The organism is Bacillus sp. FSL K6-2431, assembly GCF_038005165.1.
Lineage (GTDB): Bacteria > Bacillota > Bacilli > Bacillales > Bacillaceae > Bacillus > Bacillus pumilus.
This window is the reverse complement of the sequence record NZ_JBBOSQ010000001.1, coordinates 2657475-2677086: the sequence shown is the minus strand read 5'-3', so window position 1 is coordinate 2677086 and position 19612 is coordinate 2657475. Positions and strand designations below refer to the sequence as shown.

Annotated in this window: 16 protein-coding genes and 1 other annotated feature; of the genes, 8 read left to right on the top strand and 8 right to left on the bottom strand. The window is 40.1% G+C overall.

Annotated features, from left to right (window positions below):
• Nucleotides 1-6 precede the first annotated feature (6 nt).
• The gene (uvrB, locus tag MHH40_RS13330) at nucleotides 7-1992 is read right to left on the bottom strand and encodes an excinuclease ABC subunit UvrB (RefSeq protein ID WP_340901188.1); all 1986 of its coding nucleotides are present in this window, start codon (nucleotides 1990-1992) and stop codon (nucleotides 7-9) included.
• A gap of 294 nt (nucleotides 1993-2286) precedes the next feature.
• Complete coding sequence (locus MHH40_RS13325; RefSeq protein ID WP_003212837.1) at nucleotides 2287-2532, bottom strand: CsbA family protein; 246 nt, start codon at nucleotides 2530-2532, stop codon at nucleotides 2287-2289.
• Nucleotides 2533-2816: 284 nt separating this feature from the next.
• Between MHH40_RS13325 and MHH40_RS13320 the strand changes: the two genes are divergently transcribed.
• From MHH40_RS13320 to MHH40_RS13295, 6 genes are all read left to right on the top strand, one after another.
• Nucleotides 2817-5348: a PEP/pyruvate-binding domain-containing protein gene (locus MHH40_RS13320; RefSeq protein ID WP_253622122.1), complete on the top strand. Its 2532-nt coding sequence runs from the start codon at nucleotides 2817-2819 to the stop codon at nucleotides 5346-5348.
• Nucleotides 5349-5438: 90 nt separating this feature from the next.
• On the top strand, nucleotides 5439-6011 hold the full coding sequence (locus MHH40_RS13315) for a TetR/AcrR family transcriptional regulator (RefSeq protein WP_050944304.1): 573 nt from the start codon (nucleotides 5439-5441) through the stop codon (nucleotides 6009-6011).
• 40 nt (nucleotides 6012-6051) lie between these two features.
• A complete protein-coding gene (locus MHH40_RS13310) occupies nucleotides 6052-7386 on the top strand; it encodes an MFS transporter (protein ID WP_050944306.1) in 1335 nt (444 codons plus the stop codon).
• A gap of 276 nt (nucleotides 7387-7662) precedes the next feature.
• Complete coding sequence (locus tag MHH40_RS13305; protein ID WP_050944309.1) at nucleotides 7663-8646, top strand: YncE family protein; 984 nt, start codon at nucleotides 7663-7665, stop codon at nucleotides 8644-8646.
• Entirely contained in the window at nucleotides 8643-9329 is a 687-nt protein-coding gene (locus tag MHH40_RS13300; protein ID WP_050944310.1) for a response regulator transcription factor, read from the top strand. The genes MHH40_RS13305 and MHH40_RS13300 overlap by 4 nt, the downstream gene beginning before the upstream one ends.
• The gene (locus MHH40_RS13295; protein WP_106032161.1) at nucleotides 9326-10741 is read left to right on the top strand and encodes a HAMP domain-containing sensor histidine kinase; all 1416 of its coding nucleotides are present in this window, start codon (nucleotides 9326-9328) and stop codon (nucleotides 10739-10741) included. Before MHH40_RS13300 ends, MHH40_RS13295 begins: the two co-directional genes overlap by 4 nt.
• Nucleotides 10742-10952: 211 nt before the next feature.
• On the opposite strand, the gene MHH40_RS13290 is transcribed toward MHH40_RS13295, so the two are convergent.
• A complete protein-coding gene (locus MHH40_RS13290; RefSeq protein WP_050944314.1) occupies nucleotides 10953-12302 on the bottom strand; it encodes an amino acid permease in 1350 nt (449 codons plus the stop codon).
• A gap of 75 nt (nucleotides 12303-12377) precedes the next feature.
• Nucleotides 12378-12602, bottom strand: a binding site (T-box leader).
• Nucleotides 12603-12692: 90 nt separating this feature from the next.
• A complete protein-coding gene (locus MHH40_RS13285) occupies nucleotides 12693-13367 on the bottom strand; it encodes an NAD(P)H-dependent oxidoreductase (RefSeq protein WP_340901185.1) in 675 nt (224 codons plus the stop codon).
• Between the two features lie 229 nt (nucleotides 13368-13596).
• On the opposite strand from MHH40_RS13285, the gene MHH40_RS13280 reads away from it, so the two are divergent.
• Nucleotides 13597-13962, top strand: coding sequence for a winged helix-turn-helix transcriptional regulator (locus tag MHH40_RS13280; RefSeq protein WP_050944318.1), 366 nt, complete (start codon nucleotides 13597-13599; stop codon nucleotides 13960-13962).
• A gap of 10 nt (nucleotides 13963-13972) precedes the next feature.
• Here MHH40_RS13280 and MHH40_RS13275 read toward each other — a convergent pair whose 3' ends face one another.
• From MHH40_RS13275 to ctpB, 3 genes are all read right to left on the bottom strand, one after another.
• Nucleotides 13973-15160 (bottom strand): PDZ domain-containing protein, encoded by a 1188-nt coding sequence (locus tag MHH40_RS13275; protein WP_050944320.1) that lies wholly within the window; start codon nucleotides 15158-15160, stop codon nucleotides 13973-13975.
• 68 nt (nucleotides 15161-15228) lie between these two features.
• Nucleotides 15229-15582, bottom strand: a complete 354-nt coding sequence (locus MHH40_RS13270; RefSeq protein ID WP_007500014.1) for a swarming motility protein SwrAA — start codon at nucleotides 15580-15582, stop codon at nucleotides 15229-15231.
• A gap of 344 nt (nucleotides 15583-15926) precedes the next feature.
• Entirely contained in the window at nucleotides 15927-17375 is a 1449-nt protein-coding gene (ctpB, locus tag MHH40_RS13265; RefSeq protein WP_050944323.1) for a carboxy-terminal processing protease CtpB, read from the bottom strand.
• Nucleotides 17376-17528: 153 nt separating this feature from the next.
• Here ctpB and MHH40_RS13260 point away from each other — a divergent pair, with 153 nt between their 5' ends.
• The gene (locus MHH40_RS13260) at nucleotides 17529-18269 is read left to right on the top strand and encodes a sulfite exporter TauE/SafE family protein (protein ID WP_003213751.1); all 741 of its coding nucleotides are present in this window, start codon (nucleotides 17529-17531) and stop codon (nucleotides 18267-18269) included.
• Between the two features lie 50 nt (nucleotides 18270-18319).
• Here MHH40_RS13260 and MHH40_RS13255 read toward each other — a convergent pair whose 3' ends face one another.
• Nucleotides 18320-19585 (bottom strand): murein hydrolase activator EnvC family protein, encoded by a 1266-nt coding sequence (locus tag MHH40_RS13255; RefSeq protein ID WP_050944327.1) that lies wholly within the window; start codon nucleotides 19583-19585, stop codon nucleotides 18320-18322.
• Between the last annotated feature and the right edge of the window lie 27 nt (nucleotides 19586-19612).

Genomic DNA, 19612 nt, shown 5'->3' with positions numbered 1-19612 from the left:
AGGCAATCATCCTTCCGCTTTTAGCTCTAGCAATAGATCTCTTAATTCTGCTGCTTTTTCAAAATCAAGCGCTTTTGCTGCATCTTTCATTTCCATCTCGACCTTTTCGATCACTTTTTCTCGTTCTTTTTTGCTCATTTTTGACAGCTTTGGTGCTGCATTTGTTTCATATTCTTCCGATTTTTCATGTATCTTTGTTGCTTTAATGGCATCTCTAATTTTCTTATGGATGGTTTGCGGAGTAATTCCATATTTCTCATTATACGCCTCTTGCTGCTCTCGTCTTCGCTTCGTTTCTTGAATCGCAATATCCATTGATTTGGTCATTTTATCTGCATACATAATGACCCGGCCTTCCGAATTTCTCGCGGCACGGCCTATCGTCTGGATGAGGGATCTTTCAGAGCGTAAGAAGCCTTCTTTATCTGCATCTAAAATCGTCACGAGCGAGACCTCTGGAATATCCAGTCCTTCACGAAGAAGGTTGATTCCCACAAGCACATCATATTTTCCAAGACGCAAATCGCGAATAATCTCAATCCGCTCAAGGGTCTTAATTTCTGAATGCAGATAATTAACTTTGATTCCGATCTCTTTTAAGTAATCTGTAAGATCCTCAGACATTTTCTTCGTCAGCGTCGTCACAAGCACACGTTCATTTTTCTCAACCCGCGCATGAATTTCTCCAATTAAGTCATCAATTTGCCCTTCAATCGGACGCACTTCAATGATTGGATCAAGTAAACCTGTTGGACGAATAATTTGTTCCACAACCTCAGGTGTTTTCTCAAGCTCATAAGGACCAGGAGTGGCAGATACATGCACAATATGATTAATATGCTTTTCAAACTCATCAAAGGTGAGCGGTCTGTTATCAAGTGCTGAAGGCAGACGGAATCCGTGATCAACCAACACTTGCTTTCTTGCTTGGTCCCCGTTGTACATCGCGCGGATTTGCGGGATCGTCACATGTGACTCATCAACAACAATCATAAAATCATCCGGGAAATAATCAAGCAATGTGTAAGGTGTTGAACCAGAAGGACGCAAGGTCAGGTGCCTTGAGTAGTTCTCGATTCCTGAACAAAAGCCCATTTCTCTCATCATCTCAAGGTCATATCTTGTCCGCTGCTCAAGGCGCTGCGCTTCTAGCAATTTTCCATTATCTCGAAGTTTTTCGAGCTGCTCTTCAAGCTCTTGTTCAATATTAATAATCGCTTTTTCCATTTTTTCTTCTCTTGTGACGAAGTGAGATGCTGGGAAAATAGCCACATGCTCACGATCACCGAGTATTTCTCCAGTGAGTGCATCCACTTCACGAATACGTTCAATTTCATCACCGAAAAACTCCACTCTGATACAATGTTCATCACGTGAAGCAGGAAAAATTTCAACGACGTCTCCTCGTACTCGGAAGGTTCCGCGCTGAAAATCTATATCATTACGAGAATACTGAATGTCCACCAGCTTACGAAGAAGCTGATTGCGTTCAATCTCCATTTCAGTACGTAAAGACAGCACAAGCTCTCGGTATTCCTCTGGCGAACCTAAGCCATAAATACAGGAGACACTGGCAATGATGATGACATCTCTCCGCTCAAATAACGAGGACGTAGCGGAGTGTCTCAGCTTATCAATCTCATCATTGATGCTAGCATCCTTTTCAATAAATGTATCAGTCTGAGGCACATACGCCTCTGGTTGGTAATAATCATAGTAACTCACAAAATATTCGACAGCATTATTCGGAAAAAATTCCTTGAACTCGCTGTATAGCTGACCGGCAAGTGTCTTGTTATGCGCAATGACAAGTGTCGGTTTGTTCACTTCTTTGATCAGGTTGGATACAGTAAAGGTCTTTCCCGTACCTGTAGCACCTAACAGCGTTTGATGCTGTTTCCCCTGATGGATCCCCTCAACAAGCTTTTCAATTGCCTTCGGCTGATCTCCTTGGGGCTGATAGTTAGAAACTAATTCAAAGCGGTCACTCACATCAAAGCCTCCGTTTCGTTACGAAATCTATCTAATGAATATATTATCATAAAAGAACACAAAAATACGAACTAAAGTTCGGCTCTTACTTGATTTTTATTTCCAATACAGTCATACCCTCTCTTCAATACCAAATAACCCTCTTGCGAAAACCTTCCTTTCAGTATGGAACATTTTGGTGAGAGATATTCGATGAGCAGAAAAAGAGAACAAAAGAAAGCTGCACTCACTAGAATTCGTAAGCACAGCTTATAAAACGTCATCTTTCTGCCTAACACGCTCTTGATGATGATATCAATGATTTTTTTCAGCCTTTTCTCTCTTTTCAATTTCTTTTTTAGCCATATATAATGCCCCAGCTACTAAAGAAATGATATCTAATCCCACAATAAAGTAGGTTTCTGTATAGCCCTTCATGTACGAGGCAAATAAAAGCGCTGCTGTTAATGCAATGCCCACATAATGATTATAAGTAACCTTTGAAAATAAAATAACGAGCAGGAAAGGAAAAACAAGTGCAAATATGGCTTTTGTAATCACAAAAACCCTCCCTCTTCTTGGTCTACTCCCTTGATTATAGTAAAGATTGGCATATTGAACAATTCACAGTTTTCAATTTCACCTATTTTTCTTTCTGTTCGGAGACTTTTGTTATAGATATAGAAGGAAATTAGTGAGAATGTCCCCTTTGTAAAGATAGGTCTTTCCGTCTTTGACAGTAACATCCAATAAATCCTATGATTAAAATGATAGTGCGCACTATCATTTTAGAAACGATAGAGAGACAGACAAACCATTGGCTATTTGGATAAGGGGGCATTCCCATGTATTCAGTTTTATTTCATGCGGCTGAAGAATCCGCAGCACTCGCAGGGGCAAAAGGCCTGAATTTAATCAAATTAAACAATCACGGCCTGCCAGTCCCAGATGGATTTATTATCAAAACCAACAGCTTTTCAAGCTTTCTTTCATATCACAACCTGCATCCAACTGAACAAAACCTTGCTGACAAAATCAAAAAAGCATCGTTTCCTTCTCAAATGGAAGCAGAACTCCTTTCGTCCTTTCAATCATTGCGGAAGACTTATCCCTCAGTTGCAGTTCGATCCTCTTCTGTTGCTGAAGATCTCGAAGGCGCCTCATTTGCAGGACAGTACGAGACCTATTTAAATATCAAAACAAATGAAGAATTCTTACAGGCTGTCAAAGAATGCTGGTCTTCTTATTTTGGAGCGAGAGTGACAGAATATAAGGAAGAGATGGATGAAAACGAGGAAGAGATGCCGCTCATGGCTGTTGTCGTTCAAGGATTGATCCATTCTGACGTCTCCGGTGTCATCTTTAGTGAGAATCCCGTAACAGGAAAAACAAATGAAATGATGCTCACAGCAAGCTACGGACTAGGAGAAGCAATCGTCTCCGGGCTTGTGACGCCTGACACATTTGTTATAGACAAAGAGACACTTTTTATTGAAAAATCACTTGGAACGAAAGAGCTGCAAATTATCCCTTATCAAGAAGGTGTCATTGAACAAGCAGTAACGGAAGAAATGGCTGGTCAGTTTTGCCTGAATGATGACCAATTAGAAGAAATCACGCAAATCACCAAACAAGTAGAAGCACTTTATGGTCATAGCGTCGATATCGAATTTGGAATAGCAAATGGCACATTTTATTTACTTCAAGCCAGGCCGATTACCGCAGCCCTCTCAAAAGCAGCAGATGAGACAGCGGGCGCTTCTTTTCAAATGCAGCCAGACGAGCTGCAGGATTTCTGGATCTCAATGGACGATCATCTGCCGGGCCCAACAAGTCCTCTCTTTTCAAGCCTGATCATCCCAGCATTAAAAAGCGGTATGAAGAAAAATGGTGAAAAATATCAAGTGCCTGATCTGAATATTAAAGATATCAAGCTTTATAGAGGTCACCTGTATTCATCACCGTCACTGCCTGAAGCAAGTGCAGAAGCTGCACCAGTTTTTGATGAGAGCATATTTGAGTTATTTCCGCATTTAAGTGAACGTATGTATGAGATTTTAGAGAAAAATTTCTTTCCCTTTTACGAAAAACTCGATCATAAAATGAAGGAACCGATGACCATTGAAGACGCCATCGTCGGCTTCGAAGAATTAAAGACTTTTTATATACAAGCATACGATGATCATTTTGATATTGTCATACCTCAAGTCATTTTATCGGCTATGATTGAAGACATGCTTGTGACGTATACTGGTGATCAATCACAAGTGATCCTGCTGCATGAGATGATGATAGGCGTGATGAACAAATCTCTTGAAACAGACAAGAAGCTATCTGATTTTGCAAAGAGTGTCCTTCAAGATACTGAACTTCATCAAGCATTTATGAACCATGAAAAGAATCCAGCACTGCTTGATGCACTCACTCAATCGGAAAAAGGCAGACACTTCATTTCGACATTAGAAGAATTTCTTCAAGTCTATGGCTGGCGATCTGTTAAAAGTCATGACCTTACGGAAGAGACATGGGTGGAAAACCCTGAGTTTATACTAGATATCATCAGAAACAATATTCAACACCAAAGTGATTTTGATGAAGAATTTGCACAAGCCGTCATCAAAAGACAAGAGACATATGAACATTTTATGAGCCAAGTGAAGGATGAAGCGTTTAAAACGAAATTTGAGACTCTTTACCAATTCGCCCTACAGGCCGCTAATATCCGTGACGATCACCACTTCTATATTGATGCCATGTTAGATGCTAAAGCCAGGGTATATCTATTAAAGATTGGTGAACTTCTTGTACAAAAAGGAGCGATCCCTCATCCAGAAGATCTATGGTACCTCTACGATGAGGAGGTACACACAGCGCTCACAACCTCTACATCATTTGATACGGTCATCGCACAAAGAAAAATTGACATGAAAGATAATGAAGCCATCCAACCACCAGCTTATATGGGTACCCCAACTGAAGCTGAATTGCAGCAAGTAGAAAGAATGCTCGGTTCATTAAGAGAAAATGAAAACAATACAAGTGATATGATCTATGGAATTGGCGCATCTAGCGGTATTGTTTCTGGAAGAGTAAAAGTCATTACATGTGCTGAGGAATTCTCTCAATTTCAAAAGGATGATATTTTAGTTTGCAAAACAACCACACCTTTATGGACGAGCTTATTTAGAGATGCAAAAGCAGTCATCACCGATGCTGGAGGCATTTTGTCTCATTCAGCTATTATCGCTAGAGAGTATATGATGCCAGCTGTCCTAGGAACCCGAATAGCGACTGAAACACTTCAATCCGGTGACCTTGTGACAGTAGATGGAAGCAATGGACGCATTCAGATATTAAAACAGCATGCACGTGTCTAACTTTATCGTTTTGGATCATATTGGCGGTCATAGATTTTATCGGTATACTTACTTTGTTGCAAACACATTCATAACCTGAGGTGAGTATGCTTGTTAAAATCTACAAATCAACGAATCATTCGCGCAACAATGGATTTATTGACTGAAAAGGGCTATCAAAAAACCACAACCAAAGAAATAGCCACAAAAGCGAATGTCAGTGAAGCAACAATTTTCCGCAACTTTAAAAACAAACGCGGCGTTATTGCTGCCATTATGAAAATGAAATCAACGCCGACGAAAACCTTAGAAGCAGAATTTAAAGGGGATTTATACACCGATTTAAAGTTTCTCGGTTCCTATATCCTTGAACATTTAACTTCAAAAAAAGAATTCATTTATATCAGCATGCGAGAACCGGCTATGTTTAAAGATCTGACCAGTCATGAAAAAATTTATCCTCAAGAACTAAGGGAAATGCTGATACAATACTTCAAAAAGATGAGTGCTTTGCATCATGTCTTAAAAGGAAAAGAAGACATTTATGCAGACATTTTCATTAGTACGTATTTCGGTTTTTTTATTCAGCAGCTTGAGCAAGACTTCCAGCTCGTATTAACACAAAAAGATGATTTTATTGAGACATACACACACATTTTCATGAGAGGAATTTCTCCCGCTTAAAGGGTGGAATTCTTCTTTTTTACAAAAGGTGGTATACACATTGAAATTGCAAAAAGAGAATTTGATCATCTATTCTTTGTTACTTGGAGCTATACTAGTTCCGGTCAACTCAACGATGATCGCAGTCGCTTTATCATCCATATCAACTTATTATGATCAATCCATTTCAAACATTACTTGGGTTGTCACGATTTATCTTATTGTCATGGCGGTCACACAGCCTATCGCTGGTAAGTTAGGAGATATATATGGACACCGCCGCATGTATTTAACCGGAGTGACACTCTTTTTAATCGGCTCGATTGGCTGTGCTTTAGCACCTAATCTAGCATTTCTCATCATCTTTCGCTCCATTCAAGCAGCTGGCGGGGCTATTTTAACACCGAATAGCATTGCTTTGATTCGTGCAACAGTGTCACCCGAAAAGCTATCTAAAACAATGGGTTACTTTGGATTTGGTGCTGGTATTGGTGCCGCACTTGGGCCATTTATTGGATCGATTCTCATTCAGAGTTTTGATTGGCATTCCATATTCTTAGTAAATATTCCATTTCTGTTTCTTACACTAGTCACCGGCGTCTTGCTCATTCCAAACATAAAGCATACACGCATACATGCAAGGGTAGATATGATCGGTTCATTGTATTTAACCATCGGAATTGCCACAATCATTTTATGCTCAAAAAGCCAGCTACTAAATGAATATTTAATTTATGGCATTCTAGCATTGATTGTCATTCCTTTATTCTTTAAACATGTACGGAAAGTAAAGAATCCAATTATCGATTTATCCCTATTTAAAAACAGTTCATTTACAAATGCGAATCTGTCGATCATGCTAAGTAATTTTGTGATGTATGCTATCCTTCTCATTATGCCGCTGTTTATGGAACAACAACTTGCGCTTTCTCATACACAAAGCGGTATGATTCTATCGATATTTTCTCTTTGTATGTCTCTTAGCGGTTTATTAGGCGCAAGACTCCATCCAAAAAAAGGCGCGAAAAAAATGATTCGCTTTTCATTTCTCTGCCTTACTTTATCAGGCATCATGTTAATTACACTGAGTCAGTACCCAACCTTACCACTGCTTATCGTGACACTAGTCGCAGGTGGAATTTCATCAGGGATTGGTATGACCAGTATGCAGATGGCTTCTTTAACAGCTGTTGATCAAAGCTTATCTGGTTCGGCATCTGGTATTTTCTCAACCTTTCGATATTTTGGCAGTATCATTTCGTCGACATTGATAGGTATCATGAGTGGTTTCCAATCTTTATTTATTGTATTAATGGGCGCAGGAATCCTTGGCTTCCTTTTATCCCAACGCGTCAAAACGAAATCTACCTCTCCATCATCTGGGCATTCTGCCTAATCACTCCCTGCGCTCTATGGCGATTTAGAGCGGGGGAGTTTTCATTATTTTTATCACTGTAAGCTATAGCTGGCACAGGAATCAAATATTGAAAATCCTTTTTTAAAGATGAAAAAATGCCACATGACTAGACAAAAAAGGAACTTTAAATCGAATTGTCCTCATTCATCTACCTAAAATCTGTTTTTCATCTCTTTCAGCATTGATAACTTCGATTTTTTTTCACAATTTTTGTGGTATGCTTTTTGAAAATAGAGGACGCAAAGGAGCGGAAGAATGGAACGTGTAAAATATGTTGTGATCTATTTATCAGCTCTATTGTTATTCCTGTCAGGCTGTGGAAAAGACCAGCAATTTACTCCACCTGGCAGCTCTCAATCGATCGCGGTCATCTCTCAATTAAAAAAAGCCTCCTTTTCAATAGTTGATTTACAAAAGAATAAAATGATCTCTTCCGTTGATTTAAAACATCCGCTCACTGATCTTATCCAAATCAACAAAGACGTCATCATCGCAACTAGTAAAGAAGGAGAATCGCTTATCGAAATTAATTTAAAAAAAGGTACAGCAACAGATTATATGGATGTGAATAAAGGGCTGACTTCCCTTACATATGATGCAGCTTCTCACACCTTAATTGCAGCAGATTCGCAGAAAAACGTCGTTTATTTTATTGATACGCAGCGTAAAAAAATAAAAGCAACTGTGAAGACCGGAAAGTTACCTTCTTCTATGACACTTTCTCCGTCAGGTACTTTATTTGTTTTAAATGCAGAAAGTCATACTGTCTCTGTTATAGATATTGAGAAGGAAAAACATATACGTACGTTCTCTGTACTTGAACGACCATCTGGTATTCATTTTGATGGACAGTCCATTTGGATCGGTGGTCACGGAAAACCAGGCACCTTAAATAAGAGCATTTTTGCTTACGACCCTCAAACAGGTAAAAAGCAGCGAGAAATAAAACTAGGCGTTATGCCTGTTGCATTCTTTTCAGAGAAAAATTCTTCTACTTTATATGTACTTTGTCATGGAGATCATACGCTATACAAAGTAGATACAGAGAAGAATAAGCAGCTTGCTTCTGTTGAAACTGGTCAAAATCCGAATTATATCACCGCTGATACCACATCAATATATGTGAGTAACTTAGATGACAATTCAGTATCAATTATCGATAAACATACATTCATGATGAAAAATCGACTGAATGTCCCATCAGGACCTTATGCTATCGTGTTGGAGGAAAAGAAATGAAAGAACAAATGCATATTTTAATTGTAGACGATGAGTTCGATATGCTTGAGTTAATCGGATCCTTCTTAAAAAGACAAGGCTTTCACATCATCACAGCTAGTAATGGAATGGATGCCTTACGTCAGCTTGAAAAGGAACCCGTTGACCTTGTAGTACTAGATATCATGATGCCTGATATGGATGGATTTGAAGTCTGCCAGCGTATCAGGCAAACATCTCAAATCCCCATCTTATTCTTAACAGCTAGAAGTTATGAGGAGGATCGAATTAGAGGCCTAGAAATTGGTGCGGATGACTACATCATGAAGCCTTTCAGTCTACGTGAGCTTGCAGCAAGAATTGAAACAACTTTGAGACGAATTAGAGGTCTTTCGCTAAAGCGCAGCCGCATACAGTTTGGTGACATGGAGATTGATCAGGATGGTAGACAAGTCTATATCCATCAGGAGCCCATTAATTTAACTAGAAGAGAATTCGATTTGCTCATGTTTCTTTTACTCAATCAAGGCCAAGTGTTTTCACGAGAACAGCTCTATCAAAAATTGTGGGAATCACATTCTACAAGCGGCTCTTTACGAACAGTCGATACACATATCAAAACGCTGAGACTGAAATTAAAGGGAGCGGAACGGCATATAAAAACCGTTTGGGGTGTCGGCTATAAGTTTGAGGAGGAAGAATGAAGCCTTTATCGATTAAAAAGAAAGTGCTCTTCTTAATCCTTGTAGTGACCGGAATCGTTGCTGCCTCAGCTCTTGCCCTCACCTATTACTTATACCAGCACTTGTATGTTGATAAGCAGATTGATTCCTTAAGTTTACAAGGTAAAAAGCTGGCACAAATTTATCATCAACACGGGAAAGATACGTATTTTACCGATAGAGTAAAATGGGCTAACGACTCGAGTCAGGCGAACATTATTTTTACAGATGACCCAATGGAGCTTTCAAGTGGTCTTCCTTTTGATACGAACACAAATGATAACCTCATCACGTTCAAGGAACGCCAAAAACTCCTTCAGGGGGAAACCGTCGTGTTGATTAGAGAACACTCACAGTTTCATCAAGATATTCTTGGCATCGCCATCCCTGTTTTCTCAAGCAAAGATGAGCTATCAGGGACAATTTTTCTATCCATGCCCTTATCGGATGTATATGAACCCTTTGTCCAAATCAGATTGACACTTGGCATATCCATTTTGTTAATTCTGCTCCTGATTTTCTTTATCGGATATAAGAGCTCCAATAAAGTCGTTCGGACAATTAATCAAATGAAAGAAATTGCGATGGAAATGGAATCTGGCGATTTTTCAAAACGGATGGCTGTGACCAAAAACGGAGATGAATTAAACCAGCTGAGCCGCTCTTTTAACAAACTGTCTTCTACCCTTGAAAAAGTTGAGCAGCACCGCAGGGAATTTCTTGCGAATGTCTCCCACGAACTTCGGACTCCGCTAAGTTATATGAAAGGATATGCTGAAGGTATTGAAGAAGGGATCATTGATCAAAAAAAAGGAATGCACATCATCCAGGATGAGGCCGCACGTTTAAGCCGACTTGTGCATGATCTTTTAGACCTTGCGCAGCTAGAAGGAGATTCTTATCCACTAACGATGGAGCCAATCGTCTTTGCTCAGCTGATTCATGACGTTCTTGATCAAATGGCATTTATCGCTAATCAAAAGGGCATTTATCTGAAACGGACACTTGATGAGGATTGTATTGTGTATGGCGATAGCGATCGGCTGCAACAAGTGGTTCGTAATTTACTGGACAATGCCATTCATTACACTCCCTCTGGAAAATCGGTCTCGATTGAATTACTAGTTCACCAACATAAAGCTGAATTGAGAGTGACAGATGAGGGCAACGGCATTCCAAAAGAAGACCTTCCACATGTTTCTGAGCGATTTTACCGAGTAAATAAGGCACGTACGAGAAAAGATGGCGGCTCAGGTCTTGGACTAGCTATTGTCTATCAAATCATGAAAAAACATCATGGCACGTTCGATATTCAATCTGAGCCAGGATGCGGTACGACAGCCATCATCCAGCTGCCAAATACTCCAGTCGTTGAAAACCTGCCTACGATATAACCAATTAGATTTTTTAGGTAAGGTTATTCGTTTAATCCAAATATACGCATCAGTCGCCTAAATTTGAACAGCTATTTTCGGCATCTGTTTGATCATCTACTTTTATGCATCAATTCCTTTCAAAAGGATAGTCGATTGCTTTCGTTCAAACAATAAAACTACATTAAAAAAGCGTGCGAGACCTTCTTCAAGAGTCCTGCACGCTTTTAAATTAAACAGCTGTTTCAAACCGCTTTCTATTGATGAAGAAAGAAAGCGTAATGATGAGATAGATACCCATTGTGACCAAGGTTTGGACAATCGGAGTTGTTGATACAACACCGATAAAAATGGCAATGATCGCAATGACAGAAAACCATGTTGTGAAAGGATACAGCTTGACGCGATATCCTCCTGGTGCTGCTACGCTTCGAGACTTTAGATGCCCGACAGCAATAATAAACCAGATGAATAAGACCGTGTAGCTTAAAGATCCCATTAAATAATTAAAGGTTTGACTTCCTACAAAAAGAGAGATTAATACGGCTACATACAAAGTAGATGTACATACTAGAATCGCTCTGACTGGCACCTGCTGTTTCGACAGCTTCGAAAAGCCCTTCCATATACGGCCATCCATTGCCTGTGTAAATAGTACCCTTGAAGAAGCATACAGACCAGAGTTCATAGAAGACAAGATTGCTAATAGAATAATCCCGTTCATGATATCACTTGCATATGGCACACCAATCGTTGCAAACACCGTGACGAATGGGCTCACTTGTTCATTGTTTACTTGATTCCAAGGAATTAAGCTGACGATGATGAAGAACGGAAGTACATAAAAACCGATGATTCGTACAAATGTACTTTGAATGGCTTTTGGGATGACTTTTTCAGGGTTTTTCGTTTCTGCTAATGTAACCCCAATCATCTCAGTTCCGCCATATGAATACACGACCACCAGCATTGCCGCAATTAAGCCGCCTGTTCCATTCGGAAAAAATCCTCCGTGTTCGGTTAAGTTGGATAATCCCGGTGCTGCATGCTGTCCGAATGAGACAAACAGCATCGTTAACCCAATGATAATAAATAAAAGAATGACAGCAATTTTAATAGAAGCTAACCAGTACTCTGTTTCAGCAAACATTTTGACTGAACAAACATTGATCAATGTCACAACAAGTGAAATGATTAACACAAGTGTCCAAATCGGTACTTGTGGGAACCAGTACTGAATAAAGATTGCAGACACGATCGCTTCTGCTGCAATGTTCAACACCCACATTTTCCAATAGATCCAGTCTAAGAAATAGGCGGGGTATTTGCCTAACACAGGTTCAATTAAATCACGGAATGTTCTAGCGCCAGGTCGCGCAACTGTCATTTCGGCAAGTCCTTGCATAATAAATAATAAAATAAGACCACCAATCATATATGCCAAAATGACAGCAGGACCCGCGATATCAATGGCAGAACTGCTTCCTTTAAACAGACCAGCACCGATGGCACCGCCAAGTGCGAGCATCATGATATGCCTTGACGTCATTGTTCGTTTTAATTGCACATGTTCCTTTTCCATTTTCTATAGCTCCTTTAAATTTGAATCTTCAGACAAATATAAGATAAAAGCATATAAAAAGGCCAGTCATCTCCTTGAAGAGACGACTGACCTTGCAACCGCGTTACCACTCTTATTGACTCAGACATAGCTGAATCCAACTTGAAACCCGATAACGGAGGTCACACGTAAAGACTTACTATTCATTCAGTCTTGCCGCTCCTTGAGCGAGTTCAATGATTCGTTTTACTGCGTTGCACCAACCCGCAGCTCTCTTAGAAAACGGATATTCATTTACTATTCTCAAGTCAAAGCGTTTTATAGTCAATTTGTCTATTTATCAAAGATTTTATTTTTTAAATATACTGACTAACCACACAATTGTCAACAGCCTTTTTCAGACATTTTCTTTTAACGAATCCAAATGGCTACTTCATCCATTGGACGACGCGTTTTGCCGCGCTTTGGCTCAATGACTCGATACCCAAAGGCAGCCATGACAGAGATGTCGTACTGACCATCTTCAAGTAATCCTTCTTCCTCAAGCATACGATGAATTTCATCGTAGCTGAATCCCTCAACAGGGCATGAATCGATGCCGATTTGTGCTGCGGCTGTCATCATATTTCCAAGGGCAATATACGTTTGTTTGGAAGCCCAATCGAAGAGCGTGCGGTTAGTTTCCATCAAATGAAGATCATTCTCTTGGAATTGTTTGTAGCGTTCTTTTACCATCTCAAACGTTTCGTCTGTCATTCCTTTGATTTCCTTGTTGATGTATTCTGCATATGCTGAATCGTACCGGGCGTCTGTTCTTGCCAAAATGATCACAAAATGGCTGGCAGTTGGAAGCTGCTTTTGCGCACCCCATGTATATTCTTTTAATTTCTCTCTAAATGCTTCATTTTGAACGACGAGGAACTTCCAAGGCTCAAATCCGACAGAGCTTGGCGAAAGTCTTCCTGTCTCTAAAATGAACGCAAAGTCATCTTCTGGAATCTTTTTCGCCGGGTCAAACTCTTTTGTCGCATGACGGAATTCATACGCCTCAATGATTTCTTTTTTTAATTGCTTTTTGTCTCGCATGGTATTCATCCTTTCTAGTGAACGATTAGGGTGTGAAGTTTCACCAATCCAATTTCTTTCCATTCCCATATAGAAATTGTTATGATAAGAAAACAAACAACCCGAATGTGTGATGTGATACCTCTATGGTAAAAGAAAAACTTCCTTTGATTCAAGTACGCACATTTTTGTTCGTTAGGTACAATCATGTTCGTTTATCACCCATTTCGCCTTAGAAAGGAGTGTAAAGATGAGTGCACCATCCAATCCAGTCAGTATTGTCAATCATGGCTGTCCCGTTTCCACCACAACGAGTGTAATAGGAGGAAAATGGAAAGGAGTGATCCTTTATCATTTGACTTGCGGTCCAAAACGATACAACGAATTACGCCGGCTTCTGCCAAGGATTTCTCAGCGTGTTCTTACGCTGCAATTGCGCGAGCTAGAACAAGACGGCGTTGTTCACAGAGAAGTCTATGAGGAGGTCCCTCCTCGTGTCGAATATTCACTCACTTCTTTAGGAGATACGTTAAAGCCTATCATCTTCGCTATGCGTGAATGGGGCGAATCCTATGGAAAAGAAGCGCGTCCAAAAGAAAAAAGCTGCCATCTCTAGCAGCTTTTTTTTATGATGAAATCGCCGTTGATTCTTGCTGAGGATCATCCTTCACAAACAGGATGCCAAGCTGATGATGCTCCCCTTCGTAAGAAGCGCGTTTCTCAAACCTTGTCTGACCATTCAAGCCAATGATCTCAAGCTTTGTCAGAGCACGATTGGTTTGAAGGGCTTCGTAAAATTCAGAAACGGTTTTGACTTCAATTCCATTCACCTTTGTAATGACTTCTCCGATCTCAAGCTTTAAATCAGCTGCAGGTGTATTCGGAATGATTCCCAGCACCATTAGCCCTTGATTACGCTTAGAGAAGTAGAATGGAGCTGCATTGTCGTTGACTCTCTGTTTCCATGAGAGGAATGCTCTTCCGGCAATCGCTATCAATACAGCTCCCCATGCAATCGGCTCAAACCAAATACTTGCAGCACCTAGTAAAGCAACAGCGAGTCCAAGCATGAGAATACGCCGTGCCGTAATTTGAATGCTGACAATTGGCAGCGATCCTTGAATCCGCTGCCCGAAACCGATGATGTATGGAATCAAAATAAATGAAAAGCTTTGATCGTGTACTTGAAGCACCGGCCACCATGGCAGAGAAGAAGTAAATTCACCTGCCGGCATCAGCAAAACAAGCGGTAAAAGCCACAGACGATTTGCCCGCTGCTGGCCAATCAAAAGTCCTCTCGCACTCATCACCATTGCAGGCGATGTTCGTAAATGCGCCGTTCGATAGGCTAGAATCCCCTCGGTCATTAATAAAAGTCCTAGCAGAATAACAACGGCTGATGTATTCATCATTGAGAGCTGCGGCAACCATGAATGGCTCACTTGGAAATACATCAGTCCAAGTGCCGCAATAAAGCTGAAACCGAGTGTGTATGCAGACGAAAGCGCACTCGCCTTAAAGAATAAAGAGCAAACAATGGTCATCGCTGCAATCAGCACGATGAATCCAGGCGGGAGGGCAATCCCTAAGCCTACTGAAATGACGGATAGGCAAATCCCTAGAATCCATCCCTTTGAATATGTAAATTTAAGTTCATCGTATACATCTTCTATTCTTGTTTGAAACGCTTTTCTCTCCCGCTTTACGCGGATGTAGCCATGTAACAGGCTGATTAATATCATGAAATAAAAAAGAGGGTGGATTAAAAACAGACCGACCGCTTTTAATCCAGCTCCCATCCACTCCGAGCTCATTATCGTTCACCGCCCAAGTCAAGCATTTTCTCTTATTCTATCAAATAAATCGATGCTTGACACCAGGTTTATTTCTCCTGATTCATCCAAAGTGTGACATTCGACAGTGAAAAATCTTTTAAGTAGTGATTGACATCTACATCTAGTATGCCGCCGAGCAGCTGCATCGACCTCTTGATGTCGGTTAAGTTTATACCAAGTCTCTTATGATTATCCATTAAATAATTGAAGTATATCTCAGCACAGTCTTCATCGATTTCGTCGACTGATTCTACCGTTGTGTAATTGACCAAGTACCTGCTTAACAGCATGAGCAGACTTAATGCCTTTGTAGCGGAAAACGTCACATCTTTCGTACGACTCTTAAGCTCCTCTACCAACTCGTAATATTTTTTCTCTCTCACAATACTTGCCCTTTTCAATTGTGTACCCCCATTTACTAGTTCTTTTAAGAAAAGCGCAAACCTCGGTACAGCTTAATGCTCAAGCTGAATATCCGCAAAAAATAAAATATTTAAAATGAGTGCTACTTTATATTGTAAGAATTATTTATGTAACATACAACTTTCAAAAGTTTCATTTTCATGACATGTTTAAATCAACAGAAAGTCTCTTATATAAATATGTTATCGGGTAAAATCGAAGGAATGTTATGTTTTTTGTAAAATAAATGAATATATTTCTCGATATAATTTATTTTTAAGAATAAACTATTACATGTTTGTGACACTTATGAACCAAAAAAAAGAGGCATTTATTCGCCTCTTTATTTTTTAAGATATAGTGCTTTTAGTGCAGTCTGCAGTTGAAGATCATTTTTTTCATAGGATTTCACTTCATCCACCATTTTGTTCATCATTTTCGCTGTCTTCAGATCAATTACACCTGATTTGTTGAGATTGTATGTGCTTTGGAAGGCTAATACCGCTTTTTTCGTTTCTTCATCAAAGTAGCCGTCTACTCTGCCGGGGTCGAATGACAAGCCCTTTAATAGCGTCTGTGCTTGTCTCACTTCTTCATTGTTCATATCAAGCTGAAGTGGTTCTTTCAGCTGAAGCGGTCCTACAGTAAAGTAATCTGGCTGATGAATCGCAATCGTCGGTACGACACCTTTTTTGTGAATCCAATTTCCTTTTGGCGTGAGCCATTTATACAGCGTTAATTTAATGTTACTGCCGTCACCCATTGGAACCGCCTGCTGCACAGTGCCTTTCCCAAAGGAGACATCACCGACGACTTCATATTTTCCGGCTTCTTTCATAGCACCAGCGAGTATTTCAGAAGCGGATGCACTGCCTTTATCAATTAAGACATTAACTGGGTAAGGCTTCTGTTCTTTCCGCTTTGAAAAATAGCGTTTCCTGTCGCCGTTCCGTTCTGCAATTTGAATATAAGGCTGATCTTTTGTAATAAAATGCTTCAAAATGTCTTCTACACTTTGCAGATAGCCGCCAGGGTTTCCTCTCACATCAAGCACAAGACCTTCTATGCCCTTTTTCTCGAGCTGTTTCAGGCTTGATGTGAAATCCTTCGCAGTATCTTCTGAAAAGCTTGAGATCGCGATATAGCCTGTTTTATGACCATTTACCTCTTTCACAGAGGAAGTCACGGTTTCAAGTGGGATTTCTTCTCGTTTGATATGGAATGTTAACTCTTTTTCAATCCCATTTCGTCTGATTTTCAGAGCGACGGATGTTCCTTTTTTCCCTCTTATTTTCAGTACAGCATCGTTTAAGCTTTTTTCTTTCATCGACTCACCATCAATGCTGATGATTTCATCTTTCGGCTTTAGACCTGCTTTTGCTGCAGGGGATTTTTTAAAGGCAGAGACGATAATGATTTTTCCTTCATCCATCCCCACCTCTGCCCCAATTCCCTCAAAAGAAGAATCAAGCGAATCAGAAAATTGCTTGGCGGTTTGCTTGTCCATGTATACTGAATACGGATCATTTAAAGTTGAAAGCATTCCTTGAATGGCGCCTTCAAGCAGCTTTTGGCGATCCACTTCCTCTACATATTCATTCGAAATAAGGTCATAGGCTTTCTCAATTTTCTCCATCCCATTCTCTTTCGCCTTATCACTTGATTGAGCTTGTCCAGCCATTGCAGCAGCTGCTTGCGGTGACTCCACATGAGTTCCCTCTTTATGCGTCATCACCCCTGCACTGATTAATAGAACGACACTTGCCATAATAGATGCGATTTGTTTTTTCATATTTGGCCTCCTTCTTCAACTCTTCCTGATGACCTGAGTTATTATATGCCAGAAGAAGGGATTTCATGTAATGACATTCTGCCGCGAAGGCTTGACTAATTATTTTATTAGGTGTAATTTTTATTTTGTTATGATCGAGAAGGAGTCTTCGCTATGTATATTATATTGACGATGCTATTATTAGGAATTTTATTAGGATTTGTAGGAGCAGGCGGTGCTGGTTTTGTCATCGCATTGCTTACGTTAATTTTTGATATCCCTATCCATACCGCACTTGGGACATCTTTAGCCGCAATGGCATTTACGACGTTATCAGGTGCATACAGCCACTACAGGGAAGGGAATATTCAGCTGAAATCTGGTTTGATCGTCGGAGCTTTGGCTTGTGTGGCTTCCTTTGCAGGAGCTAAGATTGCTCCTTTTATTCCAGAAGGAAATCTGCACTATTTAACAGCTGGCATGCTCTTTTTATCCGCTGTGTTTATGATGATCAAATTATTTGTTCTGAAGGAAGAAGCTGAGCAGCAGCCGCTTTCTTCACGTCAGTTGCTCATAAGGGGTATTATTTTAGGACTTGTATCCGGATTGCTATCAGGTATGTTTGGTATCGGGTCCGCACCATTTATCCAAGTAGGACTTTTGATTTTACTGAGACTTTCCATTCGACAGGCAGTTGGTACGACGATGCTTGTCATTATTCCAATTTCCATCGGTGGTGGAATTGGATATATTACAGAGGGCTATGTTGATTTTATCTTGCTCATTCAAATTTTAATCGGAACAGTATTAGGTGCATATATTGGCGCAAAATTTACACGCCTTGCACCGAAGCTTTTATTGAAATCGGCTGTACTGTTAACACCTATTATTGCCGGTTTACTGCTGTTATTTTAATTTTATTTAGAATAAGAAAAGCCGATAACATGATGTTATCGGCTTTTTGATTAGCGAATATATTGCGCTGGATTGACTGCATTTGATTTTGCGCCATTCCATAATCCTTTATGAATTTCAAAATGGAGATGCTGACCATGTGACTGGCCTGTATTACCCATATATCCAAGGAATTGTCCTTGCTCGACTCTCTGCCCTGTGGACACACTTCTTGTAGATAGGTGGGCATATACCGTTTGATAGGTCTGTCCATTGATATTATGCGTAATGAATATCACATTCCCGTAGCTCGATGAGTAGCTTGAGTTCGTGACTGTTCCAGATGCAGCTGCGACGACAGATACTGTGCCTTTTGCTGCAATATCTAATCCGAAGTGGTTTCCGCCAGAACGTCCGCCAAAGCCAGATGAGAATCGGCCAGCAGCTGGTTTAATAAAGCCTGAGCTGCTTGCTGGTGTATCAGATATTTGATCTGAACCGCCACTTTGAGGTGTAGGTGCACTTTTTTCAGCAGCTGCTTGTTCTGCTTTCTTTGCTTCTTCCTTTTGGCGGCGTGCTTCCTCAGACTTCACAGCCGCTTTTTGGTTCGCTAAAATTTCTTGTTCATTTTCAAGTTTGCCTAATTCATCATGGGCATGGTTCTTTTTATCTGTTACATTCCCTAAGATTTTTTCTTTTTCTTTTTGCTGTTTAGACAAATCCTTTTTCAACTCTTCTAGCTCTTTCAGAGATGTTTCAAGTCCACTTAGCTGATTATTTAGCTCTGCTTCTTTTTGCTCCACCAGCTTTAAATCATTTTCATGTTCTGTAATCATGTCTTTGTCTGCTTCGACAATGGTTGTAACAGCTCCAACACGACCGACAAAATCACTAAAGCTGCGAGCACCCAGCAGCACATCTAAATAGTTGATCGTACCGCCGCTTTTTTGCATCGAACGAATTCGATCTTTGAAAATAGCTTTTCTTTTTTCAATTCGATCATTGATGACTTGAATGTCTTTTTTTAGTTTCTTGATCTCTTGCTTCGTTTGTTTGACTTCTTTTTCTTTTTCTGCGACTTTTTCAGTTGCAGCACTTACCTTGTGGTCAATCTTTTCAATTTCTTTTTTGAGCTTGGATTCTTTCTTTTCAAGCTTAGCCAGCTCTGATTTCTTTTTCTTCAAAGTTGATTCAGTCTTTGATGTTTTCTCTTCGATTTGTTGACGTTTTTGATCTAGGTCTTCGTATGCGAATGCACGATTCTCGTTCCCTGGAATATATAGCCACGTTGTTCCAATAAACGCTGCCATTCCAGCCATCATCAGCTTTCTTTTCAAAACGATATTCCCCTCCTATGACAACTG